Origin of the sequence: Nocardioides mangrovi (assembly GCF_020073815.1) — a bacterium.
Lineage (GTDB): Bacteria > Actinomycetota > Actinomycetes > Propionibacteriales > Nocardioidaceae > Nocardioides > Nocardioides mangrovi.
The window spans coordinates 409,922-436,567 of sequence record NZ_JAIQZJ010000003.1; the positions used below are offsets into that span (position 1 = coordinate 409,922).

General features: G+C 73.0%; 20 protein-coding genes and 1 tRNA gene. 9 read left to right on the forward strand and 12 right to left on the reverse strand.

Features of this window, described 5'->3' with window-relative positions; genetic code table 11:
• Positions 1–3: 3 nt before the first annotated feature.
• Both K8U61_RS08595 and K8U61_RS08600 read right to left on the reverse strand, forming a co-directional pair.
• Positions 4–480, reverse strand: a complete 477-nt coding sequence (locus tag K8U61_RS08595) for an FHA domain-containing protein FhaB/FipA (protein ID WP_224122583.1) — start codon at positions 478–480, stop codon at positions 4–6.
• On the reverse strand, positions 473–1,177 hold the full coding sequence (locus K8U61_RS08600) for an FHA domain-containing protein (protein WP_224122584.1): 705 nt from the start codon (positions 1,175–1,177) through the stop codon (positions 473–475). Before K8U61_RS08600 ends, K8U61_RS08595 begins: the two co-directional genes overlap by 8 nt.
• A 165-nt stretch (positions 1,178–1,342) precedes the next feature.
• On the opposite strand from K8U61_RS08600, the gene K8U61_RS08605 reads away from it, so the two are divergent.
• The 3 genes from K8U61_RS08605 to K8U61_RS08615 all read left to right on the forward strand — a co-directional run bounded on the left by K8U61_RS08605 (position 1,343) and on the right by K8U61_RS08615 (position 3,672).
• A tRNA-Leu gene (locus K8U61_RS08605) sits at positions 1,343–1,426 on the forward strand.
• A gap of 70 nt (positions 1,427–1,496) precedes the next feature.
• A complete protein-coding gene (locus K8U61_RS08610) occupies positions 1,497–2,864 on the forward strand; it encodes a helix-turn-helix domain-containing protein (RefSeq protein WP_224122585.1) in 1,368 nt (455 codons plus the stop codon).
• A gap of 223 nt (positions 2,865–3,087) precedes the next feature.
• Positions 3,088–3,672, forward strand: coding sequence for a TetR/AcrR family transcriptional regulator (locus K8U61_RS08615; protein WP_224122586.1), 585 nt, complete (start codon positions 3,088–3,090; stop codon positions 3,670–3,672).
• A 143-nt stretch (positions 3,673–3,815) separates the two neighbouring features.
• Here K8U61_RS08615 and K8U61_RS08620 read toward each other — a convergent pair whose 3' ends face one another.
• Entirely contained in the window at positions 3,816–4,220 is a 405-nt protein-coding gene (locus K8U61_RS08620) for a DUF7144 family membrane protein (protein WP_224122587.1), read from the reverse strand.
• Positions 4,221–4,282: 62 nt separating this feature from the next.
• Here K8U61_RS08620 and K8U61_RS08625 point away from each other — a divergent pair, with 62 nt between their 5' ends.
• Positions 4,283–5,521, forward strand: a complete 1,239-nt coding sequence (locus K8U61_RS08625) for a D-arabinono-1,4-lactone oxidase (RefSeq protein ID WP_224122588.1) — start codon at positions 4,283–4,285, stop codon at positions 5,519–5,521.
• 109 nt (positions 5,522–5,630) lie between these two features.
• Complete coding sequence (locus K8U61_RS08630) at positions 5,631–7,844, forward strand: SpoIIE family protein phosphatase (RefSeq protein WP_224122589.1); 2,214 nt, start codon at positions 5,631–5,633, stop codon at positions 7,842–7,844.
• Positions 7,845–7,856: 12 nt separating this feature from the next.
• Here K8U61_RS08630 and K8U61_RS08635 read toward each other — a convergent pair whose 3' ends face one another.
• Both K8U61_RS08635 and K8U61_RS08640 read right to left on the reverse strand, forming a co-directional pair.
• The gene (locus K8U61_RS08635; RefSeq protein WP_224122590.1) at positions 7,857–9,431 is read right to left on the reverse strand and encodes a SulP family inorganic anion transporter; all 1,575 of its coding nucleotides are present in this window, start codon (positions 9,429–9,431) and stop codon (positions 7,857–7,859) included.
• Complete coding sequence (locus tag K8U61_RS08640) at positions 9,431–11,107, reverse strand: SulP family inorganic anion transporter (protein WP_224122591.1); 1,677 nt, start codon at positions 11,105–11,107, stop codon at positions 9,431–9,433. The genes K8U61_RS08635 and K8U61_RS08640 overlap by 1 nt, the downstream gene beginning before the upstream one ends.
• 83 nt (positions 11,108–11,190) lie before the next feature.
• On the opposite strand from K8U61_RS08640, the gene K8U61_RS08645 reads away from it, so the two are divergent.
• Genes K8U61_RS08645 through K8U61_RS08655 form a run of 3 tightly spaced genes read left to right on the forward strand, consistent with a single transcriptional unit; the run spans position 11,191 to position 13,999 of the window.
• Positions 11,191–12,099: a formylglycine-generating enzyme family protein gene (locus K8U61_RS08645; RefSeq protein ID WP_224122592.1), complete on the forward strand. Its 909-nt coding sequence runs from the start codon at positions 11,191–11,193 to the stop codon at positions 12,097–12,099.
• The gene (locus K8U61_RS08650; protein WP_224122593.1) at positions 12,099–12,659 is read left to right on the forward strand and encodes a hypothetical protein; all 561 of its coding nucleotides are present in this window, start codon (positions 12,099–12,101) and stop codon (positions 12,657–12,659) included. Before K8U61_RS08645 ends, K8U61_RS08650 begins: the two co-directional genes overlap by 1 nt.
• Entirely contained in the window at positions 12,656–13,999 is a 1,344-nt protein-coding gene (locus K8U61_RS08655; protein ID WP_224122594.1) for a flavin monoamine oxidase family protein, read from the forward strand. The genes K8U61_RS08650 and K8U61_RS08655 overlap by 4 nt, the downstream gene beginning before the upstream one ends.
• Positions 14,000–14,042: 43 nt before the next feature.
• On the opposite strand, the gene K8U61_RS08660 is transcribed toward K8U61_RS08655, so the two are convergent.
• Positions 14,043–15,287, reverse strand: coding sequence for an HNH endonuclease signature motif containing protein (locus K8U61_RS08660; protein ID WP_224122595.1), 1,245 nt, complete (start codon positions 15,285–15,287; stop codon positions 14,043–14,045).
• A gap of 204 nt (positions 15,288–15,491) precedes the next feature.
• Positions 15,492–16,001, reverse strand: coding sequence for a potassium channel family protein (locus tag K8U61_RS08665; protein WP_224122596.1), 510 nt, complete (start codon positions 15,999–16,001; stop codon positions 15,492–15,494).
• A gap of 113 nt (positions 16,002–16,114) precedes the next feature.
• Between K8U61_RS08665 and K8U61_RS08670 the strand changes: the two genes are divergently transcribed.
• Positions 16,115–17,014 carry a YhjD/YihY/BrkB family envelope integrity protein gene (locus K8U61_RS08670; RefSeq protein ID WP_224122597.1) on the forward strand — a complete coding sequence of 300 codons (900 nt, stop codon included), beginning with the start codon at positions 16,115–16,117 and terminating at the stop codon, positions 17,012–17,014.
• Here K8U61_RS08670 and K8U61_RS08675 read toward each other — a convergent pair.
• From K8U61_RS08675 to K8U61_RS08695, 5 genes are all read right to left on the reverse strand, one after another.
• On the reverse strand, positions 16,950–18,224 hold the full coding sequence (locus tag K8U61_RS08675) for a hypothetical protein (protein WP_224122598.1): 1,275 nt from the start codon (positions 18,222–18,224) through the stop codon (positions 16,950–16,952). The two genes, K8U61_RS08670 and K8U61_RS08675, sit on opposite strands and share 65 nt — an antisense overlap.
• A gap of 1 nt (position 18,225) precedes the next feature.
• Positions 18,226–18,822 carry an HdeD family acid-resistance protein gene (locus K8U61_RS08680; RefSeq protein ID WP_224122599.1) on the reverse strand — a complete coding sequence of 199 codons (597 nt, stop codon included), beginning with the start codon at positions 18,820–18,822 and terminating at the stop codon, positions 18,226–18,228.
• Positions 18,823–18,830: 8 nt separating this feature from the next.
• On the reverse strand, positions 18,831–21,155 hold the full coding sequence (locus K8U61_RS08685) for a sulfatase-like hydrolase/transferase (RefSeq protein WP_224122600.1): 2,325 nt from the start codon (positions 21,153–21,155) through the stop codon (positions 18,831–18,833).
• A 90-nt stretch (positions 21,156–21,245) separates the two neighbouring features.
• Complete coding sequence (locus K8U61_RS25415; protein ID WP_224122601.1) at positions 21,246–23,801, reverse strand: LuxR C-terminal-related transcriptional regulator; 2,556 nt, start codon at positions 23,799–23,801, stop codon at positions 21,246–21,248.
• Positions 23,802–23,969: 168 nt separating this feature from the next.
• Entirely contained in the window at positions 23,970–26,609 is a 2,640-nt protein-coding gene (locus tag K8U61_RS08695; RefSeq protein WP_224122602.1) for a helix-turn-helix transcriptional regulator, read from the reverse strand.
• Between the last annotated feature and the right edge of the window lie 37 nt (positions 26,610–26,646).

Sequence of the window (26,646 nt, forward strand, 5' to 3'; positions counted from 1 at the left end):
CGGCTACTTCCGGAGCTCCAGGATGGTCTTGCCGATCCGGACCTGGGTGCCGAGGGTGATGGTGGTCGGCTGGCTGATCCGCACCGACCCGACGTAGGTGCCGTTGGTGGAGCCGAGGTCCTCCACGAACCACTGGTCGCCGGACGCGGCGATGCGGGCGTGGCGGGTGGAGACGTAGTCGTCGTCGAGCCGGATCTGCGCGTCGCTGCCGCGGCCGATGAGGATGGTGCCCTGGGCGAGGTCGGCGCGCTCGCCGACGTTGCTGCCCTCGGTGACGATGACGTGGGTCGGGGCGCCGCGCCGCTTGCTGGGCTGCTTCGGGGGCTTCGGCGCCTTGCCGGCGCCGCGCCCGCCGCGGGCGGCCTCGGGGACGCGCGCGCCGAACATGTCGGAGCGGATCACCGAGATCGCGGAGAGCACGAAGATCCAGAGGATCGCCAGGTAGGCGATCCGGATCAGGAAGAGGGTCAGCTCAGACATCGGACACCACCCGCACGGTCATGGTCGTGTTGCCGATTCGTACCTGCGAGCCGTCGCGCAGGCCGGTCCGGCTGATCCGGTGGCCGTCGACGAGCATGCCGTTGGTGGACCCCAGGTCGTGCACCTCGATGGTCAGGTCCTCCGGTCCGCCGCCCACGGTGAACTCGACGTGCCGGCGGCTCACGCCCGGGTCGTTGATCCGGATGTCGGCGTCGGTGCCGCGGCCGACGACGACGCCCGGGGGCTGCAGCGGGTGGCGGGTGCCGTTGACCTCCAGCACCGCCCGCGCCCGGCCGACCTGGGTGTGGGTGGCGTTGCTGCTCACCTTGGCCTGGGCCTGGCTACGGATCCGGAACCGGCCCGTGGTCAGGTCGCCGGCCGGCTCGAACCCGATCGCGATCGGGCCCGGGAAGACGTAGCTCTGCTGGTCGGCGTGCTCCTGGAGCTGGCGGGTCAGCTCCTCGGCGAGCGCGCTGTCGTACGGCGCGAGCCGGTCCAGGTCGGTGCGCGCCAGCTCGACCTTGAAGTCGTTGGGCACCAGCCGGCGGTCGCGGGAGAGGATCTGCGCGTTGTTGTCGCACTCGCGCTGGAGCGCGGCCGCGATCTCGACCGGCTGCACCGCCGAGCGGAAGGCCTTCGCGAAGGCGCCCGAGATCATCTGCTCGAGCCTGTTCTCCAGACGCTGGAGCCCGCCCACGGTGCCTCCTTCCGCGCGTCGTCTGCCGGTGGTCGTCGTCGTGCCCGCTCCACTCGCGTCGAAACCGGCGACCCGATCGTAACGGGGTCACGCAGCCCGGTGCGGGACGCCGGTCCCCCGGTTTGGGCGCGGACCCGGGGCTGGGATAGCCTTGCCCCGCTTCACGCGCGAGTGGCGGAATAGGCAGACGCGCACGGTTCAGGTCCGTGTGCCCGAAAGGGCGTGGGGGTTCAACTCCCCCCTCGCGCACGTGGACGAAGGGCTCGGATCACCCGATCCGGGCCCTTCGTGTGTGTCGGACGTAAGGGATGATCTGGAGATGGATCCCGAGCTCAAGGCCGTGCTCAAGCGCGCCGCTCCCTCCGACCTCGGAGAGCGGATCAAGCGCGCGCGGCTGGCGGCGGGACTGACCCAGGGCGAGCTCGGGGGCGAGCACGCGTCCGTCCCCTACATCTCCCGCATCGAGTCCGGGCAGCGTCGGCCGGACCCCGAGCTGCTCGCGCTGCTGGCGCCGCGCCTCGGCGTGACGGTCGAGCAGCTGCTGTCCGGGCTGATCCCCGAGGAGCTCCCGCCGAGCGACCGGCTGCAGCTCGACTACGCCGAGCTGGCGCTGAGGTCGGGCGAGCCGGAGCGGGCGCTGGCGCTCTCGGGCGAGCTGCTCGGCCGCTACGCGTCGGGGCCGCATCCCGACTTCCTGGAGCAGATCCGGCTCGCGCACGCGACGGGGCTCGAGGCCTCGGGCGACGTGCGCGGCGCACTGGACACCCTCCAGACCGTGGTGTCCGCTCCGTCCGTCGGTACGGCGACCCGCGTGCGCGCGTCGACCGCGCTGAGCCGCTGCTACCGCGACGTCGGCGACCTCGACCGCGCCGTCTCCGTCGGTGAGGCCGTCCTCGAGGACCTCGCCGCGGCGGACCTGCACCACACCGACGAGGCACTCCAGCTGCTGGCCACCGTCGCGGCGGCGTACTTCGAGCGCGGCGAGGTGGAGCACGCGGCGAGCATGTGCCGGCGGGCCGTGGCGCTGGTCGACGAGTCGAACTCGCCCTCGGCGCGCGCGGCCCTCTACTGGAACGCGAGCGTGATGCAGTCCGAGGCGGGCGACACGGTCGGCGCCCTCCCCCTCGCCCAGAAGGCGCTGGCGCTGCTGGAGGAGGCCGACCACCAGGCGAACGTGACCCGGCTGCGTGCCCAGCTCGCCGCCATGCAGCTCCAGCTCGACCCGCCCGAGGTCGAGGCCGCGACGGCCACGCTGGAGCGGGTCGCCGCGGAGCTCGAGACCCTCGGCGGCTCGGCGGTCGACCGGGCGCGGACCACCTTCCACCTCGCGAAGGCGAAGTTCCTCGGCCACGACCTGGTGACCGCCCAGCGCCTGGCGGACGACGCCCTGGCCGGGGCCAGCGAGGTCTCCCCGCGGCTGACGGCCGACGTCCTGGTCCTCCTCGGTCAGCTGGCCGCGGCGAACGACGACCTCACCGCTGCTCGGTCGCACTTCCAGCAGGCGGCCCTCACCCTGGCCGCGGTCGGCGAGACGATGGACCGGCACACGGCCCAGCTCTGGCTCGACCTGGCGAACCTGCTCGAGTCGGTCGGCCTGCAGTCGGAGGCCCTCGACGCCTACCGCCGCAGCGCAGCGTCGGCCGGACTCCAGTCGCGGCAGGTCCGTCCCCGCGACCGATCGCGCTGATCTCTCTTTGCCAACACTGTGCCTACATCCTTGACAGGCGATTGTCAGATGGAGAGGCTGCCTCCACGTCGCGGGTCGCGAGGACACGCGTCGCCGACCGGCTCGGTCGGAGTGGTCCGGTACGGGGGTACGGGTCGACTCCGCGGCCGGGTGAGCCCGGCTCCGGAGCCGTGGTCGGCGGCGCGTGACCTCGGGCGTCGACCGCCGGGTTAGGTTGGCGCCCATGACTGGGGGAGGCCGAGCGCCGGGGCGACCGCGCGACACCGCGCGACAGGGGGCGGTGCTCCAGGCGGTGCGCGAGATCCTCGCCGACGGCGGCTACCCGGCGGTGACCTTCTCGGACGTGGCGGCCCGCGCCGGCGTGACCCGGCAGCTGGTCTACCGCTGGTGGCCCTCGCGGCCCGACCTGGTGGCCGAGGCGATCTTCGCCGAGCTGGAGACCACCTGGCAGGCGAGCTTCCCGGGCCCGCTCGAGGCCGACCTGCGGGTGTACGTCGCCGCGCTCGTCGAGACGGCGGGCCGGCCGGCCGTGCGGGCCGGCGTCATCGGGCTGATGTCGGACCCGGCCGCGGACGACCACGAGCTGCCGGGCCTCGAGGAGTGGGTGCTGGGCCCGCTCGAGGAGGGCCTGCGGGCGATCGTGGACGGCGCGGCCGCGCGCGGCGAGGCCCGCTCGGACCTCGACGTACGTCTCACCATGAACACGCTGCGCGGCGCGGTCGTGATGCACCTGGTGGCCGACGGGACGGAGCCGGACGTGATCGTCGACCACCTCGCCCGGCTCTGCGCCGCCGCGTTGCGGCCCTGACCGGCCGCTCGCGGCGGCGTCCGGAAAAGATCAGGACGATTTCATCCAATCTGCTGCGAAACTGCGCCGCGATCGTTCAGACTTCAACCGAACCCCGCTGGTGACCCGAGACGCCAGCGGGGTTCCCCCATTCCCGGCTGCGGTCAGCGGCGCGACGTGCCGAGCATCGAGCTCAGCGCCCAGATCACCGCGATGTCGAAGGCGATGACGATGACCGCCCACAGCGGGTAGTAGGGCAGCCAGACGAAGTTCATCAGCGCCGAGACGATCGCGAGCACGATGCCCGCGACGAACGCCCAGGGCTGCCCGGCGAGGATGGCCCCGCCGACCAGGACGATGACGACGCCCACGACGAGGTGGATCCAGCCCCACGTGGTCAGGTCGAACTCGAAGACGTAGTTGCTGGTCCGGACGAAGACGTCGTCCTTGGCGATCGCGGAGATGCCCTCGAGGACCTGGAAGAGCCCGACCGTGAGCAGCGCGGCACCGGCGAAGATGCCGATGCCCTCGGCCCAGGCGCGCGAGGTGGCGGACGGTTGGTGGGACATGTCCCGAGTGTCCCGAGGGGACCGGGTGTGCGGGGTCACCCGGAGCGGGTGAGGATGGGGCCGTGGAGCAGAACTGGGCGGGTAACCACACGTACGTCGCGGAGCAGGTCCTGCGGCCGACCTCGGTCGAGGAGCTCGGCGAGCTCGTGGCCGGCCAGGACCGGGTGCGTGCGCTCGGGAGCCGGCACGCCTTCACCGACCTCGCGGACACGACCGGGACCCTGGTCGCGACCGACGCCCTGCCCGGCCCGGTCGAGGTCGATCCCGCCCGGCGGCTGGCCCGGGTCGGCGCCGGGCTTCGGTACGGCGAGCTCGCCGACCGGCTGGCCGCCGAGGGCTGGGCGCTCGCCACGATGGCCTCGCTGCCGCACATCTCGGTGGCCGGCGCGATCGCGACCGGCACCCACGGCTCCGGAGACCGGACCGGCTCGCTGGCCGCCGCCGTCGCCGGCCTGGAGTACGTCGCCGCCGACGGGTCGCTGGTCCGCGTCGGGCGCGGCGAGCCCGACTTCGCCGGCTCGGTGGTCGCCCTCGGCGCGCTCGGCGTCGTCACCGCGGTGACCCTCGACGTCGAGCCGGCCTACGACGTGCGCCAGGACGTGTACGTCGACCTGCCGTGGGACGCCGCCGTCGAGGGGCTCGACGAGCTCACCGGCGCGGCGTACAGCGTCAGCCTCTTCACCGACTGGGTCAGCGGCCGCATCCAGCAGGTCTGGCTGAAGAGCCGCGGCGACCAGGCGCCGGCCGACCCGCTGGGTGCGCGGCCGGCGACGGCGACCATGCACATGCTGGCCGGCGCGGACGTCGAGGCGGTCACCCGGCAGCTCGGCGTACCGGGCCCGTGGCACCGGCGGCTGCCGCACTTCCGGATGGAGTTCACGCCCAGCCGCGGCGAGGAGCTGCAGAGCGAGTACCTCCTCCCGCGCGAGCAGGCGCGGGAGGCGGTCGCGCGGCTGCGCGAGCTGGCGCCGCGCTTCGCGTCGCTGCTCCAGGTCTCGGAGGTCCGCACCATCGCCGCGGACGACCTGTGGCTCAGCGGCGCCCACGGCCGCGACACCGTCGGCCTGCACTTCACCTGGGTGCGCGACGTGCCGGGCGTCTACGCCGTCCTGCCCGCCATCGAGGCGGCCCTGCTGCCGCTGGGCGGCCGGCCGCACTGGGGCAAGTGCTTCGCCGCGACCGCCGCGGACCTGCGCCCGCTCTACCCGCGCTACGACGACTTCCGCGACCTGGTCGCCCGTGTCGATCCGGCCGGCCGGTTCCGCAACGACTACCTGGTGCGGTGTCTCGACCTGCCCTAGTGAGTAGGGCGAGATACCCGCCGGGATACCCGTAAGGGCGAGCCCGAACACCGACCCATAGGACACACTGTGTCCAGCCCGCAGCAGCGGGCGACGACGAGAGGCGCACGTGTCCGAGCCCCGCGGGACCCACACGCCGGCGTACGCCGAGGCCGACCTCACGACCTGCGACCGGGAGCCGATCCACATCCCGGGCGCGATCCAGCCGCACGGGATCCTGCTCGCGCTCGACGACGACCTGCGCGCGGTCATGGTCTCGGCCAACGTCGAGGGGATGCTCGGCGTCACCCCGCAGGCGGCGCTGGGCCGCCGCCTGGCGGACCTGGTGGGCGCCCCGGCCGCGGAGCAGGTGGCCGCGCGGGCGCCGTACGACGAGATCGGCGAGCCGGTGGTGGCGCTGGTCGCCGACGAGCTCTGCGACGTGCGCGTGCACCGCTCCGGTCCGCGGATCGTGGTGGAGGTCGAGCCGGTCGGCGCCAGCGGCCCGTCGCCGATGAGCTACCAGTCGGCGCGCGGCGCGATGGCCCGGCTGGGCGCGGCGACCACGCTCGACGACCTGGTCGACCGGCTCGCGCAGGAGGTCCGCGCGGTGCTCGGCTTCGACCGGGTGATGGTCTACCGCTTCGACCAGGACTGGAACGGCGAGGTCGTCGCCGAGGACCGGCGCGAGGACCTCAACCCGTTCCTCGGCCTGCACTACCCCGCCACCGACATCCCGGCCCAGGCGCGGCGGCTCTACACGGTCAACTGGACCCGCCTGATCGCCGACATCGGCTACCGGCCGGTGCCCCTGCACCCGGTCTTCGACCCGGCCGACGGCTACCCGCTCGACCTCTCCCACTCCACGCTGCGCAGCGTCTCGCCGATCCACGTCGAGTACCTCTCCAACATGGGCGTCACCGCCTCCATGTCGGTCTCGCTGGTCATCGACGACCAGCTGTGGGGGTTGATCGCCTGCCACCACTACTCCGGTCCGCACCGGCCCTCCCACGACGCCCGCGCGGCGGCGGAGTTCCTCGGCCAGGTCTCCTCGCAGCTGGTGGCCGACCGGGTCCGCGCCGACGTACGCGAGCGCACCCTCGAGGGCCGCGCCGTGCTGGCGCGGATGACGGCGCGGATCGCGGCCTCCGATGAGTCGCCGCTGATCTCGATGATGGAGGACCCCGAGCTGCTGTCGCTGGTCAGCGCCACCGGCGCCGCCCTGTCCTACGACGGCACGCTGACCACCGTGGGCACCGTCCCCGACCGTGACACCCTCGAGCGGCTCGCCGCGGCGCTGGAGTCGCCCGACAGCTACGCCACGAGCACCGACCGGGTCTCCCTGCTGATCCCCGAGCTCGCCGACGTCGCGGAGTTCGCGGGCGCCCTGCGGGTCGGCTCGGCACCGGACCGGTGGCTGCTGTGGGTGCGTCCCGAGCAGGAGCAGGTCGTCGACTGGGGCGGCGACCCCAGCAACAAGCTGCTCTACGACGCCGAGAGCCCCGGCGTACGCCTGAGCCCGCGCAAGTCCTTCGACAAGTGGCGCCAGGTGGTGCGCGGTCGGAGCCTCCCGTGGGCGCCGTGGAAGCTCGAGATCGCCGACGAGCTCGGCAAGTACCTCATCGGTCTGCTGCTGAGCCGCTCGCGCGAGCAGATCGTGATGGCCGAGTCGCTCCAGCGCAGCGTCGTCCTCGAGCGCCCCCCGGTGGTCGACGGCCTCGAGGTCGCGGCGCGCTACCAACCGGCCTCGACCTTCCAGCTCGGCGGCGACTGGTGGGACGTCGTCGACCTCACCGGCGACCGGGTCGCGTTCGTCGTCGGCGACGTCGCCGGTCACGGGGTCGCCGCCGCGACCGCGATGACCCAGGTGCGCACCGCCCTCCGGGCCTACCTCTTCGAGGGCCACGGGCCCCGCGCGTGCGTCGACCAGCTCGACCACCTGATGGCGGGGCTGCTCGACCAGCGGGTCGCCACGGCGCTGGTCGCGGTCCTCGACCGGACCACCGGCCGGATCGAGATCGCGAACGCCGGGCACCCACCGCCGCTCATCGTGGTCCCCGGTGGGGCGACCGAGGTCGACGTACCGGTCCGGCCGCTGCTCGGCGTGGGCGCCGGTGAGGCCGAGTCGATCGAGATCGACCTGGCGCCGGGCGAGACCCTGCTGCTCTACACCGACGGCCTGGTCGAGCGCCGCGGCACCGACCTGCGCGACCGTCTGGACCGACTCCTGGTGCTGGCCGGCGAGACGGTCGGCGACGACCTCGAGGCCTGGCTGGACCGGCTGCTGGCCGAGCACGCGGACGGCGACGACGACACGACGGTCGTCGCGATCCGGCGTACCTGAGGTCGACCGGGCTCAGCGAACGCCTCCGGCGTCGGCGAACGCCGCGAAGGCGCGCGAGCGCCGGGCCGCGGCCAGCGCGTGGTCGGGGAGGCCGGCGACGACGAGGGAGATGCCCTCGCGACGGAGGTCGGCACCGAGGGCGGTGACGGTCTCGATGAACGGCATGGTCACCCAGCGCACCTCGGAGCAGTCGAGGACGACCGTCGCGGGGCGCGGGACACGGTCCAGGGCGGCCGCGAGGACCGCGTCCTGGGTCGGCCGGGCGTTTCCGGTGTAGAGCGAGGAGACCAGGCGCAGCACGAGCACGTCGGTCGGATCGCCCGGGTCGGCGGGGAGCGGCTGGGCGCGCGAGGAGCTGAGGTCGCGGATGACCAGGACGAGCGTCAGCACGACACCGATCAGCACCGAGTCGAGGAGTCCCACCGTCAGGCCGAGCGCGGCCGTGGCGGCGGCGACCCAGAACTCGGGCCGGTGCACGAGGTAGAGCTCGACGAAGGCACGGACCGAGACCAGGCCGATGACGGCCACGAAGACCATCGACGCGAGCACCGCCTCGGGCAGGTCGTCGAGGACGGGCCCGAGGAAGAGAGCGACCAGCACGGCCACCAGGGCGGTCGTGACACCGGCGAGCTGGGACCGCGCGCCCGCCCGCTGGTTGACCGCGCTCTGCGAGAAGCCACCCGCCGGCGGCATCGCCTGCGCGAAGCCGCCCAGCAGCGCGGCGACCCCGTTGGCCAGCAGCTCGCGGTCCGCGTCGACGGGCTCCTCGGACTGCTGGCGCTGGGCCCGGGCGACCACGACGGTCTCCATGAACGCCATCAGGGCGATCGCGAACGCGCCGGGCAGCAGGGCGGTGATGTCGCCCCACATCGGCGTGGTCGGTGTCGGCAGGCCCGAGGGCACCCGCGGGATGAGGGCGAGGCCGTGGTCCTCGACGTCGGTCAGCGCGACCAGCAGGATCCCGCCGACGGCGACGACGAGCGGGCCGGGGACCTGCGGCGCCACGCGGCGCAGGAGGTAGAGGAGTCCGATGGCGGCCGCCGACACCGCGACCGTGGTGCCGTCGACGTCGTCGAGCTGCGAGAGCACGTCGGCGACCCGCCCGAAGAAGCCCTCCTCCTCCGGGTCGCCGGCGATGCCGAGCAGGATCGGCAGCTGCGTGGCGGCCACGGTGAGCCCGACGCCCGCCTTCACGCCGGTCATCGTCGCGGGACTGATCTGCTCCACGATCGAGCCGAGCCGGAAGAGCCGCATCGTCAGCAGGCAGGCCCCGACCAGCGCGGTCAGCGTGAACGCGTCCCGCACCAGCTCGTCGGCGCTCCGGTCCTCGGGCAGCCCGGCGAGCACCCCGGCGGTGAGGATCGCGATCGTCGACGTGGTGGACATGCTCAGCGAGTGGGAGCCGCCGAGGAGCGCGTAGGCGAGCATCGGGAGCATGCAGGTGTAGAGCCCCACCTCGACCGGCAGCCCGGCGATGGTGGCGTAGGCCATCGCCTGCGGGACCACCACCGTGCCCGCGGCGACACCGGCCAGCACGTCGTACCGGATCCACTCGCGCCGGTAGCCCCGAAGGGTCGGCGCGAGCATCACGGGGCGCGTCCGCTCGGTCGGCTCGCTACCCACTGGACGGCGTCGTCGTAGGCGTGGTCGAGGGTCTCGAAGAAGGCAGGTGTCTGGACGAGGACGTTCTCCTCCCCGAGCAGTGTGATCAGTCCGGTGCGAGCGAAGACCTCCCGCATCGCGGGGTCGAGGCCGACCACCATCAGCCGGCAGCGTTGGGCATCGAGGGTGCGGGCCCGCCGGAAGAGCGCCTTGAGGATCGTCGAGGAGGCGACGTCGGGCAGTGCCCGGACGTGCAGGATGACCGCTGCGTCGGCCGCGTCGCCCAGCTGCGGCCAGGACTCCTCGAACCGCTCGATCTCCGCGAACAGGCTGACGCCCTCGTAGTGCAGGACCGTGACCGTGCGCGACTCGATGCGCGCCGGCGGCTCGGCCTCGCGCCAGTAGCCGTCCGGCTGCCGCACCAGGGCGACGAGCCGGGCGCGGCGCTGCGCGTTGACGCAGAAGAGGAGGAGCGACAGTCCCGCGCCGAGGAGGATGGCCTGCTGGAGCGGGAGCTCGGTCGTGGCCAGGAACGTCGCCGCCATCGCCAGGGTCGGCAGCAGCCCCGTGCGCACGACCAGGCCGATGTCCGGGACTCGACCGATGATCAGCTCGCCGCCGATGACGATGATCAGGCCCCCGATCACGGGCATCGGTATCCGCTCGGCGACGCTGCCCGCGACCACGACCAGGACGGCGAGGAAGACGCCGGCGAACACTCCGGTCCACCGGGTCCGTGCGCCGGCGCTGGTGGCGACTCCCGTCCGGGAGAGGGAGCCACCGGTCGGCAGGGCGCGGAAGAGTCCACCGGCGACGTTGGCGGCGCCCTGGGCGACGAAGTCGGTCGAGATGTTCGTGCGTGACCCGTCCGGGTTGGGCACCGCCGCGCCGATCCCGGCGGCCTGGGCGAGCGCGACGAGCGCGACGGCGACGGCCCCGACGAGCAGGTCGGGCGCCGCGCCGAGGTCGGGTGCCACGGGGTGGGGGAGCGCGTTCGGGATGCTGCCGATGTCGCCCACCGTCTCGACCTCCCAGCCGCCGACGCCGACGACCACCGAGACGACGATCAGCGCGAGCAGGATCGCGAACGGCTCCAGGCGGCGTACGGCGTGGACGGCGGCCCAGCAGGCGACGGTCCCGATCGCGACCACGAGGGAGGTGAGGTCCCACTGGCCGACGTGGGCGAGGGCGTCGCCGATCTTGGCGAGGGTGTTGTGCGCGTCCGGGCTGTAGCCGGTGGCGTCGCCGATGACACCGGCGACGATCTGGAGGGCGATGCCGGTCGTGAAGCCGGTCATCACCGCGTTGGAGACGAAGCTCATCAGCGATCCGGCCCGCACCAGCCCGAGGACGAGCATGACGATGCCGGTGAGCATCGTGAGCATCGCGATGTTGCTGGCGTCGTCGGGATCGAGGCCGGCCTCGTCGAGGACGCTGTGGGACGTCAGCGCGATCGCGCTGGTCAGGGTGACCGTCATCAGTGCCGTCCGGGCGAACAGCGACCCGACCGCGGTGGGGACCATCCCGGAGTAGAGGCCGATGAGCGGGTTGAAGCCGCCGATGCTCGCGTAGGCCATGCCCTCTGGAATGCTGAACAGCCCCGTCACGAACCCGGCGACCGCGTCCTGACGCGTCGGGCGTCCGATCCGGGGCCACGTCACTCCGGCATCGTGCCGAGTCTCACCGGGCGCAGCCTCACCCGATGTGGGCGAAGATCCCTCGGCGGCTCTGCTAGACAGGGCACGTGATCCCTGAAGGGATGGTGCTCGTCCGGGGAGGAACGACCACCATCGGCAACGACCACTACTACCCCGAGGAGCGACCGCTCCGCGAGGTGACGGTCGAGGACGTCTGGTTCGACGAGCACCCGGTGACCAACGCGGAGTTCGCCCGGTTCGTCGAGGAGACCGGCCACGTCACGGTCGCGGAGGTCGCCCCCGACCCGGCGGACTTCCCGGGCGCCGACCCGGCCCTGCTGGTCCCGGGCTCGCAGGTCTTCACCCAGACGCCCGGTCCGGTCCACCTCGGCGACTGGACCCAGTGGTGGCGCTGGCAGCCGGACGCCTCGTGGCGGGCGCCGCAGGGACCGGGCAGCTCCTGGGAGGAGATCCCCGACCACCCGGTCGTGCACGTCGGCTGGGCCGACGCCTCGGCGTACGCACGCTGGGCGGGCAAGGACCTCGCCACCGAGGCCGAGTGGGAGCACGCGGCCCGGGGCGGCCTCGAGGGCCGTGACTTCGCCTGGGGAGACGAGCTGTCCCCCGGCGGTGCGGTGCTGGCCGACACCTGGCAGGGCCCCTTCCCCTGGCGCAGCGACGACCCCGACGGCCACCACCGCACCGCGCCGGTCGGCAGCTACGCCGCCAACGGCTTCGGCCTGCACGACATGATCGGCAACGTCTGGGAGTGGACCTCCACCCGCTGGACCGACACGCACGCGAGCGACGGCGAGGCCGTCGGCGCCGCCGCCTCCGCCAGCCCCTGCTGCGGCGGCAGCATCCGCCTCGTCGAGACCGACCGCTTCGTCACCAAGGGCGGCTCCCACCTCTGCTCGCCCCACTACTGCCAGCGCTACCGCCCGGCCGCCCGCCAGGGCCACGGCGTCAACGACTCCACCTCGCACGTCGGCTTCCGGTGCGTGCGGCGGGTCTGATGACCCGGTACGTCGACCTCGCCACCGACGGCACCGCCGTCGGTCGCTGCATCGTGCTCCCGGGCCGGCAGTACACGCCCGACGGCCCGCTGCTCTTCTTCGCCGCCCAGGTCGCGCTCGCACGTGGCTGGGACGTCCGGCAGGTCTGGTGGGAGGTGCCCCGCTTCGACGACGACGCCGACGAGGTCGCCTGGGTCGCTGCCGAGCTGGCCGCGGCCGTCGACGGCCACGACGTCCGCGTCCTCGTCGTCGCGAAGTCGCTCGGGACCCTCTGCGCCGCGGCGGCCGCCGAGCATGGGTACGCCGCCGCCTGGCTCACGCCGCTGCTCAGCGAGCCCGACCTGGCGGCACCGCTGCTGGCCTACCCCGCCGCACAGCTCGTCGTGATCGGCTCCGAGGACCCCTACCTCGACCGGGACGTGCTCGAGGCGCTCCCGGGTGAGCAGCTCGTCGTCCCCGGCGACCACGTCCTTCGGATCCCGGGCGACGTGTCGGCGTCGGTGGCGAGCCACGACCGCGTCGTCCGCGCGTTCGACGAGTGGCTGGAGGTGCGGTCATGAGGGTCGCGGTGGTCGGTGCTGGGCTGGCGGGCCTCACCGCCGCCCGCGAGCTGCAGCGGGCGGGGGTCGAGGTCGTCGTGGTCGAGGCGCGCGACCGCGTCGGCGGCCGGGTCGAGGGCGGCGAGCTCGAGGGCCGCCCGGTCGAGCTGGGCGGCACCTGGATCGGCGAGGGGCACTCCCGCATGGACGCGCTGGTCGCCGAGCTCGGCCTCGAGACCTTCCGCACCTGGAACGACGAGGGCAAGGTGCTCATCCAGCTGGGCAACAGGCGGGCCCTGGTCGACGGCGCCAAGGGCGCCGTCCCGCGCCTCAACCCAGTCGCGCTCGCCGACCTCGCACAGGGCCTGGCCCGCTTCGCCCGGCTCGCCCGGACGGTCGACCCGGCGCGGCCGTGGGCCCACCCGAAGGCGGAGCTGCTCGACGGCCAGACCTTCGAGACGTGGGTGCGACGGACCCTGCGCACGCCCAGTGGGCGCGCCTACTTCCGGGTCGCCACCGAGGCGGTGCTCGCCGCTGACACCAGCGACGTGTCCCTGCTGCACATGCTCTGCTACGCCGTCAGCAACGCCGACCTGGAGACGCTGCTCGCCGTCGACCGCGGCGCCCAGCAGGACCGCGTGGTCGGCGGCTCGGTCCTGGTCGCCGAACGGATGGCCGCCGACCTCGACGTCCGGCTCTCGACCCCCGTCGAGGTCGTCACCCAGGACGACGCCGGCGTACGGCTGACGACGCGCGCCGGCGAGACCATCACCGCCGACCGGGTCGTCGTCGCCGTCCCGCCCACGCTCGCGGGTCGCCTGCGCTACGACCCGCTGCTGCCCGCCTGGCGCGACCAGCTGACCCAGAAGCTGCCCGCCGGCACCGTCGCCAAGACCTTCGCGGCCTATCCCACCCCCTTCTGGCGCGACCAGGGCCTCAACGGCCAGGTCGCCAGCGACACCGGCCCGGTCAAGGTCACCTTCGACGTCTCCCCGCCCGACGGTGAGATCGGCATCCTCCTCGGCTTCGTCGAGGGCGGCGAGGCACGCCGCTGGCAGCGCCTGCCCGAGGCCGACCGGCGCCGCGCGGTCATCGACGCCTTCGTGACCTACCTCGGTCCGCGCGCCGCGCACCCGACCGCCTACGTCGAGAAGGACTGGAGCGCCGAGGAGTTCAGCCGCGGTTGCTACGGCGCCCACTTCGCGCCCGGGGTGTGGACCGCGTTCGGCGAGGCCCTGCGGCCGCCGATCGGCCGGATCCACTGGGCCGGCGCCGAGTACGCCGTCGAGTGGACCGGCTACATGGAGGGCGCCGTCCGCTCCGGAGCGGCCACCGCTCGGGAGATCCTCGACCAGACATGACGGTGGCCCCACCGGGTCCTTTCCGTCGGCCGGTGGGGTGGGGTCAGCGGGTTCGTCGTCGCTTGTGGGTGAGGTCGACGAGGTAGTGCTTGCCGGATGGTGAGGTCCATTCGAACCGGGTGCGGGCGAGCCTGGTGTAGGTCCAGTGGCCGAAGGTCTTGAGGCGGTGGTGGTAGCGGCACAGGGGGGCGAGGTTCCAGGAGGTGGTCTTGCCGCCGTGGGCGTAGGCGGTGATGTGGTCGAGGTCGCAGCCGCGGGCCGACTTTGAGCAGCTGGGGAAGACGCAGGTGGGGCAGGTCAGGATCGTCTGCTCGCGTTGCTGGGCGGACGGCTCGTAGCGGTCGACCGAGATCTCGGAGTCCAGCTCCAACACCGGCTTGATGGTGACCTTGGTGCCGGCGAGCTGGCACCAGCCGGCGATCTGCTCGATGGTGGTGTGCCCGAGCCGGCCGTGGGTGCCTTCGACGTCGAGGATGTCGTGGGTCTGGTCGGGTTCGTGGTGGGTGTAGACCACGATCTCCCGTGACACGGCATCGCCGGTGGCGCCGAGGCGGCCGGCGGCCATCGCGCGGCGGATGTCGAGGTCGAGCTCGGGGTGGGTTTCGCCGAGGAGGGCGGCGCCGGTCTTGAGCCGGGCTTCGAGGGCGACCGCATCCACATAGTCGAGGAGCCCGGAGACGGGCACGAGGCCGCCGTTGAGGGCGGCGGCGTCGAGGCGGATCTCGAGGTGTTGTTGCTGCCAGCGGTCGAGGCGTTCCATCTCTTCGTGTTCGTCGTCGACGCGGGCGGCGGCTGCGGCGACGGCACGTTCGATCTGGGCGTAGGAGCAGGTCCCGATCACGGGCGCCAGGGCGGAGTCGACCTCGGCGGCAGCGCCGGGTGGGAGGCGGTGGGTCTGTTCGGTGACCCGGCGGACCTTCCACACCGCCACGTCCCCGGCCATCGCTCGCTTCCAGAGCTTCGGGAGGCGGTGGTGGGCTTCGAGGGCGGCGCCGATGAGCGCCCTTCCTTGGTAGGTGGACAGGCCGCAGGCGGTGGCGAACTCCGCGACCGCGAACTCGCTCATCCCGGGCGCACCTTCGCCCGCGAGGGTGGCGGGCTGGTCGGCGTACATGATCAGGTCGCCGAGCTCGTCGACGACTGCGTCGGTGACCGGTGCGGGGTGGGCTTGGGCCCAGCGCAGCGCCAACGAGAGTCGTTCGGCCTCGGCCATCAACGCCAGTCGGGTCTGTTCTGCAGCGGCATCCAGCAGCACCGACGGTGCGGTAGGAGTCTGCGTCGTGACCATACCACATTGTACATCGAATCGAACAAGTGTTCTAGTCTGATTCGACCTATCTTTCGTCTTTCGGTCCGGGCCACAACGGTCGACCCCGACGTACCTGTAAGCCGAGAGGCTGCTGGAAATCGCTTCGGGTGACCACAGCGGACGGTGACCACGTATTTCTGTAAATGTCTTTTGTCGCCACGCCGGAGGAGGCGGACAGGGACGCTAGGGGCGGTTGCGCCGTGCCTCGGCCCGCCGCAGGGCGTTCTCGCGCACGCGGTTGTTGAGGGTCGTGGCAGCGGTGGCGAGCACGACGATGTTGAAGACCATCTGCAGCAGCACGAGGAAGCGCGCGACCTGGCCGGAGGCGTTGACGTCGCCGAAGCCGACCGTGAGCAGGGTGGTCATCGTGAAGTAGAGCGAGTCCAGCCGCGTGGACATGCCGTGGAACTGCGTGGGGTCCTCGACCTGGAGCCGGTAGAAGGCGAGGGCGAAGACCAGCACGCCACACAGCATCGAGAGCACCAGGCCGTCGACCCGGCGTGCGGGCTGCTCGATCTGGCGGAGCACCTGCCAGAGCACGATCGCGCCGACGGCCGAGATCCAGACGATGCTCAGCACGCCACGCTCGATCAGCCCGCGGTCGAGCTCGCCTCCGACCGGGAGGACGAAGTAGAGCACGATCGCCAGCACCGCGATCGCGATGTCGCGCGCCACGCGCCGCCATCCGGTCATCGCCGACCTCCTCCGCGAATCACCCTCCTCGGGTGAGCGTCCCTCTCGGCCACCACCCGAGGATGGGCCCATCCTGCCGGACCCGGCGGCGGGGACACGGGAGGTGAGTGGGGGTGGATCTCACCGCGATCCGCGACCGGGCGACGACGACGTACCGCACCCGCCGGGACCAGGCCGTCGACCTGGTCGAGAGGACCCCGGTCCTCGGGCGGCTGGTGAGCGAGTTCGTGCGGATCGAGTTCATCGACCGGTGCATGCTGATCGCCGCGCAGGGGCTCCTCGCGCTGATCCCGATGCTGGTGGTGCTGACCGCCTTCCTGCCGCACCTGAGCGGCGATGCGGTGCACACGTTCTCCCACGCGGCCGGCGTCGGTGGCGACGGCACGAAGCTGATCGAGGGGCAGGTCAGCAGCGACCAGGTGCGCACCCAGACCGGCATCATCGGGCTGCTGATCACGATCTTCTCGGCCACGAGCTTCGCGCGGGCGGTGCAGCGGATGTACGAGCGGATCTGGGAGGTGCCCCACGTCGGTGGCATCTCCGGTGCGCGCCGGTGCCTGCTCTGGCTGCTCGGCTGGCTGATGACCCTGCAGCTCGCGGGCGCGCTGCGCCGGATCGCCGACGGGCTGGGCGGACTCCTCGGTGACGGGGCGGCGTTCGTCGTCCAGGTCGTGCTCCTCACGATCATCTGGTGGGCGACGAGCTGGGTGCTGCTCTTCGGCCGCGTCGCCTGGAGCAGGTTGCTGCTCGGCGCGGTGCTGACCGGGGCGATCGGCGTGAGCTACAACCGGGGCTCGTCGTGGCTGATGCCGCCCTACGTGCACGCCAACGCCGAGCAGTTCGGGACGCTGGGCGTCATCCTGGCGATCTCGACCTGGCTGATCGGCTTCGCCGCCGTGCTGGTCGGCTCGGCGCTGGTCGGCCGGATCGTCTCCGAGGACCCGACGGTCACTCGGGTGGTGGGGTCGGCGTGGCGGGCGGTCGGGCGAGCAGCTCCACGACGAGCAGGATGACCGCGGCGATCACGAGCAGCCAGATCGCGAACGACCCGGTCGGGTGGTCGCGCATCACGTAGAGCAGCAGTGCCAGGCCGAGGACCCCGACCCGGATCTGCGTCTTGTACGTCGCGAGCGCGACGCCGAGCCGTCCGGTGTCGAGACCCGCGCGCTCGCCGCCGCTGCGGGCCACCCCGATGGCGCGCGACGTCCCCGAGCGCAGCGCCGTCGGCGCCCGCTCGGGGCCGGTGACCCAGGCGACGAAGGCGACGGCCAGGGCCACGACGAGCAGCGCGCGCAGCGCGAGCCGGATGAAGTGGACGAGCTGGTCGTAGATGGCGGCCGCGGCGTCCAGCGGGAGCTGGTCGGTCGGGACGGCGTTGAGGTAGACCTCGCGGCCGAGGTTGAGGCCGGCGCCGAGCAGCAGCATCGACAGGGCGAGCGCCAGCGCGCCGGCCACGAGCGTGCGCCGCCACGACCGTGCCACGGCGACGGCCCCGATCAGGCAGAGGAGCGCGAGGATCGGCAGCCAGGTGTTGATCGCGTTCAGGAGCCGGAAGGCGGTCTGCGCCTTGGTGATGTCGTCGGACTGGAAGATCGTGAACTGCGCGTTGACGGTGGGCAGTCGCTCCGCGATCGTGAAGCCGCGGTCGATGAGGCGCTGCTTGACGGTGTCGATGAGCGTGGCGAGGTTGATGCTGACGGCGTTGTCGGTGATCTGGACGGTGTCGGTGTCCTTGCCGGTCAGCACCGCGACCATCTGGACGTGCGCCTGTCGGTTGGCCTCGGTCCAGGCGGTCTCGAACTCGTCGGACTCCACGAGCTTCTGCACCTGGTCGTGGACGAAGCCCTCGATGGCGTCCGACAGGGGTGAGGCCAGCGCCTGGAGGCTCGAGGCCGCGAGCGGCGGCAGGCCCTGGTCGCTCAGGGCGTCGACGGCCTGCTGGGTGACGTCGTCGACCTGGAGGCGGGTCACGATCTCCGTGGTGATCCGGTCGGTCACCGCCGCCTGGACGGCGGGGTCGCTCGCGAGCGGGGCGACGGTCTCGAGGTACCGGTCGGTGTCCGACACCGTGTCGTGGGCCCACCGTGCGACCACCGACAGGGGCGCCAGGATCGCCATCACGACGATGAGCAGTGTCGCGACCACCGGCCGCCACCAGCCGGTACGACGACCCTTCAGCCGCTCCACCTCGGCGCGGAGCTCCGCGAGCTCGGCGTCGGACACCTCAGGCCCTTCCGAGGGTCCGGAGCCGGAGGGAGGCTGCGACGGCGATCAGGCCCGCGACCATCAGCCAGATCGCGACGAACACGACCAGCACGTGCAGCGAGATGTCGGTGTAGACGAGCAGGAACCCACCGCCGAGGAGGCTCACGATCCCGCCGAGCAGCTCCCAGCCACGGCCCTCAGGAGGTGGGGCCACGACGGCACCGATGATGCCGATGACGCCGGACACCACCCAGAGGACGCCGAGGACCATCCCGAGCACGACCACGGTCTGCAGCGGGTCGCGCAGGATGAGCAGGCCGACGACCAGGCAGACGCCGCCCAGCAGCCCGACCAGGGCGCGGATCCCGCCGTCGGCCCGGCTCATCGAGAGGGCGCGGACGATGTTGAAGACGCCTCCGACGATCAGCTGGATGGCGAGGAGGGCGACGAACACGCCGACCGTGGCGTGCGGCCAGACCACCAGCACGATCCCGAGACCGAGGGTGATCAGCCCGTAGGCGAGGACCCACGCCCAGTGGTCGGCCAGCTGGGCGAGCCCCAGCGGCAACGGCTCGACCTCGACCACCTCGGCGTGGCCGGATGCGTGCTTGCTCATCTCACTCCTCACTCACGCGACAGCATGGCCGCTGCCTCGAGCTCCAGGTCAAGGTAGGACTCGCCGCTGACGTCGACCGTCACCGCGAGCAGCTTGCCGCCGCTGAACGGGAACGGGTTGGTGTACTGCCGACTCACGGTGTCGGCGCTGTCGAAGCCGACGCACAGGCCGTCGCCGCAGAGGGTGAACTTGCCGACCTGGGCGCGCATCGGACCCTCGGCGACGACCTGGTCGTCGACGTAGAGCTTCGCCGTGCCGGTCGACTCGCCGTACTGCCCCGCGCCCTCGCGGACGAACTCGACGCCGAGCGCGTGCGGCCCCGGCGTGAGCGCCTCGGAGCTGAAGGACTGCTCGGGCGGGATGCCGAGGAAGTTGTAGACGTAGTGCAGCCTCCCGTCCTGGAGGAAGAGCGCGTGGCCGCCGAAGCGCGAGCCGTGGGCGAACATCACGCCCTGCGCCCCCTCGTCGAGGATGACGTCCGCGATGATCTTGTACGACCGGCCGCGCACGCTGACGGCGACGCTCTCGGGGACGGCGACGGCGCCGGGGTAGTAGACGTAGCGCTCGCGCGGCGGCTCGACCTGCGGGCGCTGGATGGTGGTCAGCTGCACGGCCGTGCGGTCGTCGAGCGGCAGCACGTAGTTGGCCTCGGCCTCGGCGAACCAGGCGTCGACCAGCTCCTGGAGCTTCTCGGGCATCTCGGCGGCGAGATCCTTCGACTCCGAGCGGTCCTCCGCGACGTGGTAGAGCTCCCAGGCGTCCTGCGCGAAGTTGCCCTTGCCGCTGATCGGGGCGTGGACGGCCGAGGCCTTCCAGCCGTCCTTCCAGATGCCGCGGGTGCCGAGCATCGCGTAGTACTGCACGGTCTTCTCGGTCGGACCGTCGGCGGGCGCGTCGAAGCTGTAGCGCATCGAGACCCCGTTGAGCGGGTGCTGATCGACCCCGCGGTAGGCGGCGGGCATCTCGAGCCCGGTCACGTCGAGGATCGTCGCGACGATGTCGGTCGAGTGGTGGTACTGGTGCCGGATCTCGCCCTTCGCCTCGATCCCCTTCGGCCAGTGGATCACCATCGGGTCGCAGGTGCCGCCGGCGAACTGCGAGTAGCGCTTGAACATCTGGAACGGCGAGGAGAACGCCGCTGCCCAGCCGGTCGGGTAGTGGTTGTAGGTGTCGGCGCTGCCCAGCTTGTCGAGCATCGCGAGGTTCTCGGCGAGGTCGTCGGGGTAGCCGTTGAAGAACTTGTTCTCGTTGACCGACCCGTTGGGCGAGCCCTCGCCCGAGGCGCCGTTGTCGGCGCAGTAGAAGACCAGGGTGTTGTCGAGCTGGCCGGTCTCCTCGAGGTAGTCGATGATCCGGCCGACCTGGGCGTCGGTGTACTCCGAGAAGCCGGCGTACACCTCGGCGAAGCGGCTGAAGAGCCGCTTCTCGTCGTCGGCGAGCTCGTCCCAGGGCCGGACGAAGTCGGCCGGGTTGGCGGCCTCCTCGGGCATCGGGTTGAGCGGCGTGAGCTCCGTGCCCTCCGGCATGATGCCGCGCTCGATCATCCGGGCGAGCACCCACTCGCGGTAGGCCTCGTAGCCGTCGTCGAAGGCGCCCTCGTACTTCTTGATGTACTCCTCGGGCGCGTGGTGCGGGGCGTGGTTGGCGCCGGGGCAGAACCACAGGTACCAGGGCTTCGACGGGTTCGACGCCTGCTGGTTGCGGAGCATCGCGAGCGCCTGGTCGGCGAGGTCCTTCGAGAGGTGGTAGCCCTCCTCGGGGGAGGAGGGCTGCTCGATGAAGTGGTTGTCCTCGACCAGGTCGGGATACCAGTTGTTCGTCTCGCCCCCGAGGAAGCCGTAGAAGCGGTCGAAGCCCAGCTGGAGCGGCCACATGGACCGGTTGCCGCCGGGGGCGTTGTCCTCCTCGGGCACGTTGTGGTCCTTGCCGACCCAGAAGGTCGACCAGCCGTTGTCCTGGAGGAGGTGGCTGATCGTCGCGCACTCCGGGGGGATCCGACCCGCGGCACCCGGGAAGCCGTCGGTGGCCTCCATGATCGTGGCGCACCGGTTGACGTGGTGGTTGCGGCCGGTGAGGAAGGTCGATCGGGTCGGCGAGCACAGGGCGGTCGTGTGCCACTGCGTGTAGGTGAGCCCGTCGCGCGCGAGCCGATCCATGGTGGGCATGTTGATGCGACCGCCGTACGGCGACCAGGCGGCGAGCCCGGTGTCGTCGTAGAGGACCACGAGGACGTTCGGCGCACCGTCCGGCGCGACCTTCAGCGCGTACGGCGTCCAGTCCGGCGTCGAGTCCCGCACGTCGAGCTCGATGTGGCCGTTGAAGTCCTCGTTCATCTGCCTGCCCTCTCACCTGGTCCCGAGTCATCTCGAGTCTGGTGCTGCGGACGCGGCGTGACCTTCACCCGTTCTGGGTGATCGGCCCGGTCAGAGGAGGCGCATCGCGCGGGCCGCGGCCAGGGCGGCGCTGCGGCGGTTGACCGCCAGCTTGGCGTAGAGGCTGGACACGTGGGTCTTCACGGTGTTCTCGGAGACGAAGAGGCTGCCGGCGATGTCGGCGTACGTCGACCCGCGGGCCAGCTCGAGGAGCACGTCCCTCTCCCGCGGGCTGAGCAGCGGCGCCGGGACCGCCGGCGGCTCCTCGGTCTCGCCCGCGGTACGGGGGCCGTACGTCGTGACCAGGCTGGGCACGTCGGTGACGATCGCGAGCAGCTCGGTGCCCCACTCGGACGGCTGCGTCTCGAGGTGGCGCTGGAGGAGCGGCAGCACCCGGGTGCCGTGCCAGCTCCAGTCGAGGAACGGGATGACGTCGCGGCGCACCTCGGTCAGGGACAGCGCCTCGGTCAGCGCCTCGCGCGCCGCCCGGCCGTCGCCGGTGGCGTCGAGGAGCTGGGCGAGGAGCACGGCGGCGTGCGCGCGGGTGTGGGGCTGCCGGCAGCGGCCGTCACGGACGGCCTCCTCGAGCAGCGCGGTGGCCCGCCGCGGGTCGCCCGCGAGGTCGGCGCGCAGCGCGGAGACGAAGGCGGCGTCACCCGGGCAGCCCTGCGCCGCGAGCCTCTCGGCGGTCGCGAGCAGCGTGGCGCTGTCGCGGGACAGGGTCGCCATCAGGGCACGCTCGACGGCGCCCGTCAGGACCAGGTGACGGGGCAGGGGTACGGGGAGCGGCTCCTCGAGGATCCGCTCGGCCGCGAGGAGCGAGCCGGTCGCGAGCGCGATCCGGGCGCGCAGCAGCCGGGCCCAGAAGGCGGTGAAGAGGTCGGCTTCGTGGAGCGAGGTGAGCGGCTCGGAAACCCAGCTCGTGGGGTGGGTCGGGACGTCGTTGGCCGCGCCGAGCCCGCGCACCAGGTCCAGTCGGCCGACGGAGTAGGGGAGGTCGAGGCCGTGGGCCGCCAGGATCGCGTCCGCCTCGTCGGCCACCTCGTTGCTCGCGAGCACGCGACCGCGGGCGTACTCGACCAGCGCCAGGCTCGTCAGCATCGGGGCCTCGAGCCGCGGCAGGCCGAGCGCCCGGGCGAGCCGGGCTCCGGTGAGGTGCAGCTCGGCGGCGCGGTCGAGGTCGCCGCTCCACGCATGGGCACTGCCGAGCTCCCAGAGCAGGATGGGCAGGACGGCGCTGCTGCTCGCCGGGGTCGCGGCGTACGCCGCCTCGCCGCGCTCGATCGCCGGACCGAGGGGCTCGAGCCCGAGCCGGGCGCGCATCACACCCGCGCATGCGGCCTCGAGCCGCGCGGTCGGGCACTCGCCCTCCGGTGCTGCGACCAGCCGGTCGAGCCAGTGCACCGCCCGGCGTACGTCGCCGACGAACCACCGGTCCAGGGCGAGCGCGAACCACGTCTCGGGGTTGTCCTCGAGGGCGGAGCGCTCGCTCCACGCCAGCTCGCGCGGGAGGTCGCCGTGACCCCGGAGCAGCAGGGCCGGTCCCTCGCTGGCCAGCACGGCGGCCGCGGCCGCGTGGTCGCCGATCGCGACGAGGCGGCGCAGCGCCCGCTCGGTGTCGCCGCGGGCGACGTCGACGAGGACGGCACGCTGCACCGTCGACGCCGCGCGCATCACGTCGACGCCACCGCTGGCGATCCGGCGACGCACGATCTCGGCCAGGAGCGGGTGGATCGCGTAGCGGGTCTCCGCCTCGGTGTCGTCGAGGCCCTCGGGCGTGGTCACGCGGGTGACCAGCAGGCCGGTCAGCTCGAGGTCGGCGAGCACCTCGCCGGCACCGGGGTCCCGGGTCAGGTGCTCGGCGAGGCGCGGGGTGACCTGCGGCTCGCTCGCGACGCACAGCAGCAGGTGCCGCTCGCGCGGACGCAGCGTCGAGAACACCTCGCTCGCGACCCGGTCGGTGGCCGAGTGGCCCAGGGCGTACTGCCGGGCGGCCGCGAGCGGGTCCGGGGCGGCACCCACCGTCCGGGCGGCGAGGACCACGGCGGCGCACCAGCCCTGGCTGCGGCTGGCGATCGCCGTGGCGACGTCGGCGGAGCCCGTGCGGGCGTGGGCCGCCACGACGGCCGCGGACTCGGCGTCGTCGAGGCGCAGCAGGTCTCCCCGGAGCAGGGTCAGCTGCCCGAGCAGCTCGGGGCCGAGCCGGGTCAGCGGCAGGTCCCACCGGGTGGCGAGCACGAGCCGCAGCGAGCCCGGGTCGCGGTCGAGCAGTCGATCGATGTGCTGGATCGTGGCCAGCGGCAGCCGGTGGGCGTCGTCGACGACCACGAGGCCGGGGTGCGTGAGCACCGCGTCGAGGCGCTCGGGGACCCAGCCGAGGTCGCCGGAGACCCAGCGCGCGCCGGCGGCGCGGCGGCGGTCGCGCAGCCAGCCGGCCACGCCGAGCGTCTTCCCGGCGCCCCCGGGACCGACGAGCACGGTGACCGCTCCCTCGGTCGCGTCGTCGAGCCGGCTCCAGAGGCGTTCGCGGCGGACGTAGTCCCGCGGCAGCGCAGGGACGTGCCCAGCGTCGTGCCCAGGTTCGTGCCCAGCCTCGTGGCCCGTCACGGCTTCACGTGGCCCCTTGGTCGACCCCGATGCGGCCATGGTGGTCCCTGTCTGCAGTGAACTCCGGACAGTATGACCTCGACCGATGGTGGTCCTCATCCCCGCGAATGAGGATCGGGGTGATATCCGCACGCGCCGTATGCGAACTCGGTGCTCGGCCGCGGCGGGTCAGATCAGCCCCCGGGCCCGGGCGACGCGGAGGGCGTCCACGCGTCGGTCGACGTCGAGCTTGCGGTAGATCGACGCGAGGTGCGTCTTCACGGTGTTCTCGCTGACGAAGAGCGCGCGTGCCAGGTCGGCGTTGCCGCCGCCGAGCGCCAGCTGGCCGAGCACCTCCCGCTCGCGGGCGGTCAGCAGCGCCTCGGCACCGGCGGACAGGGAGGGGTCCCGGCTCGGGACGGGGTCCGGGTAGGGGCGGCGTACGCCGCGCAGCGTCTCGCTCGCTCGGGCCGCGAAGGGGTGGGGGTCGGGGCCCTCGGCCTGGGCGGCGATGAGCTCGGTGAAGCCGGGACTCACCATGCTGCCGAGCGAGAGCATCCACAGCAGGCGCTGGGGCGCGGCGCGGCCGAGCAGCTCGGGGACCTGGTCGCGCGCCGACTGCACCGAGGCCGGGGTGCCGAGCCGGTGCAGGAAGGCGACCCGGGCGACGGCGGCCGCCATGCCGATGGTCGAGGTCAGGTCGACGGTGCGGGGCAGCAGCTCGGTCAGCAGCCGCACGGTCCGCTGCTCGTCGCCGCCGAGACCGACCAGCAGCGCCTCGGCGAGCAGCGCCTCGGGCTCGGCGTCCACCTCGCGTGCGGCGAGCACGACGGCCTCGATCGCGACCCGGTCGCCCATGGTGACGGCGATCAGCAGCCGGACCAGCTGGTCGAGCCGCTGGATGAAGCGGGGGAGCATCCCGGGCACGTCGCCGCGGCTGTCGAGCACGCGGCGGGCGGCCTCGACCTCGCCGTTCGCGGTGAGCACGCAGGCCCGCAGCAGGCGGCCGAGGCAGATCAGGAGGGGGTCGAGCAGCTCGCCCGGGGTCGCGTCGAACGCCGCGAGCGCGGCCTCGGCCTCGGGCACGCGGAGCTCTTGGAAGAGCCCCCAGCCGCGGGCCAGGTGGGCGCGGGCGTCGGCGACGTCGTGCCGCGAGCCGGCCGGGATCAGCAGCACCGACTCCGCCGTGGTGAGCGCGCTCTGGTAGGCCCCCGCGACCAGCTCGAGCATCGCGCGCTGGGCGAGTGAGGCCCGGGACAGCGACGGCAGGTCGACCTGCTGGGCGTACATCGTGACGTCCTGGACGTGGATGGTGGCGAGCTCGTGGTCACCCAGCCAGGTCTGGAAGTAGGACAGCTCGAGGGTCAGCCAGGCGGCCGGCAGCGGCCCGATCCCCGTGAGGTCGTGGGCGCTGACCTCCTCGTCGTGACGGCAGCCGAGGACCGCCTCGGCCCTGTCGATCGCGGTGCGCGACTCGAGCCAGCCGTAGCGGGCGAGCCACAGCTTGAGCGCCGCCAGCTGGGCGGCGGTGCCGCGGGGGATCGGGCCGCGGGCGGTCGCCTCCGCCTCCAGCGCACGGTCGGTCGCGACCTTCGCGGCGTCGATCCGGCCCTGGGCGCGCAGGAGCGTGGCCTGCAGGACGATCAGGTCGAGGTGCTCGGCCCGGACGTCGATGGGGATCGCTCCGAGCGCCGCCGCGAGCGTGTCGGCCCGGCGCCGGGTGAGCAGGTCCGCCGCGAACTCGCGGAGCACCCGGAGCTGGAGGTCGAGGTCGCCGACGACCTGGGCGTGCCGCACCGCGAGCTCGGCCTCGTGCCGGTCGAGGTAGACCTCGGTCGCGCGGCGGTGCGCGGCGACGAAGACCGGCCAGTCCGGGCCGGTCGGCGCCGTACGCCGGCGGAGCAGGTCGAGCAGCAGGGGGTGGTAGCGCCAGCCGGTGGTGCCGCCGTCGTCCTCGCGGTAGCTGGTGACCAGCAGCCCGGCGGCGGCCGCTTGGTCGAGGACGGCGGGCGCCTGCGGGTTGCCGGAGAGCAGCACGGCGTCGTCGGCGGTGACCTGGGCGTCCTGGCAGGTGGTGAGCAGCACGGTCGCGAGGTCCGGGGCGAGGCCCTCGAAGACCTCGTGGAGCAGGTAGTCGAGCACCGGCTGCCGGGTGGCGGCCAGGGCGGCCCGGGCGTCGGCCGCGTTGGCGGAGCCCGCGAGCGCCCGGGCCCCGAGCACGAGCGCGGCGGCCCAGCCGTCGGCCTGCTCGATGACGGCGGCGACGTCGTCGGACGACGCGTCGGGGTGGTGGGTGCGGACCAGGGTGGCGGCCTCGTCGTCGGTGAAGCGCAGGTCGTCGATGCGCAGCGTGCGCACCGAGCCGGACAGGGCGAGCGAGACCGGGACGACGTCGGGGGCGCTCCGGCCGATCAGGAGCAGCCGCACCGCCTCCGGGCCGGAGGCGAGCAGGTCGGCGAGCAGCCGGCTCGGCTCGGGCGCGAGGAGGTGCACGTCGTCGATGACGATGATGGTCGGGCCGGCGTCGGGGCAGTGGTGGGCGGTCAGCTGCGCCTCGACCTCCGCCGCCCGGTCGCCCCTGGTCCAGGCGACGGTGACCTGGCGGCCGGAGCGGCGTACGCGCTCGGACCAGGCGGCCGCGGCCGCGGTCTTGCCCGAGCCGGCCGGGGCGACGACGAGGTTGACGAGCGTGTCGGGGACCCCGTCGAGGAAGCCGTCGAGCCGGCTGCGGGAGACCAGGACCTCGGGCGGCCGCGGGCTCGGCGCGGCCGGTGCCGGGGCGGCGCGCCCGGGCAGGTCGGAAGCAGGTATGCCGCTGGTGCGCGCCATGGCCGCTCCCTGTGGTCTCCCTGTGCCGGACCCTCAC

Excerpts from the sequence above, each read along its gene's own strand:
- K8U61_RS08620 (WP_224122587.1), bottom strand. The coding sequence starts at position 4,220 with ATGTCCCACCAACCGTCCGCCACCTCGCGCGCCTGGGCCGAGGGCATC.
- K8U61_RS08650 (WP_224122593.1), top strand. The coding sequence starts at position 12,099 with ATGACCCGGTACGTCGACCTCGCCACCGACGGCACCGCCGTCGGTCGC.
- K8U61_RS08635 (WP_224122590.1), bottom strand. The coding sequence starts at position 9,431 with ATGCTCGCGCCGACCCTTCGGGGCTACCGGCGCGAGTGGATCCGGTAC.
- K8U61_RS08695 (WP_224122602.1), bottom strand. The coding sequence starts at position 26,609 with ATGGCGCGCACCAGCGGCATACCTGCTTCCGACCTGCCCGGGCGCGCC.
- K8U61_RS08595 (WP_224122583.1), bottom strand. The coding sequence starts at position 480 with ATGTCTGAGCTGACCCTCTTCCTGATCCGGATCGCCTACCTGGCGATC.
- K8U61_RS08685 (WP_224122600.1), bottom strand. The coding sequence starts at position 21,155 with ATGAACGAGGACTTCAACGGCCACATCGAGCTCGACGTGCGGGACTCG.
- K8U61_RS08615 (WP_224122586.1), top strand. The coding sequence starts at position 3,088 with ATGACTGGGGGAGGCCGAGCGCCGGGGCGACCGCGCGACACCGCGCGA.
- K8U61_RS08610 (WP_224122585.1), top strand. The coding sequence starts at position 1,497 with ATGGATCCCGAGCTCAAGGCCGTGCTCAAGCGCGCCGCTCCCTCCGAC.
- K8U61_RS08665 (WP_224122596.1), bottom strand. The coding sequence starts at position 16,001 with ATGACCGGATGGCGGCGCGTGGCGCGCGACATCGCGATCGCGGTGCTG.
- K8U61_RS08660 (WP_224122595.1), bottom strand. The coding sequence starts at position 15,287 with ATGGTCACGACGCAGACTCCTACCGCACCGTCGGTGCTGCTGGATGCC.
- K8U61_RS08680 (WP_224122599.1), bottom strand. The coding sequence starts at position 18,822 with ATGAGCAAGCACGCATCCGGCCACGCCGAGGTGGTCGAGGTCGAGCCG.
- K8U61_RS08655 (WP_224122594.1), top strand. The coding sequence starts at position 12,656 with ATGAGGGTCGCGGTGGTCGGTGCTGGGCTGGCGGGCCTCACCGCCGCC.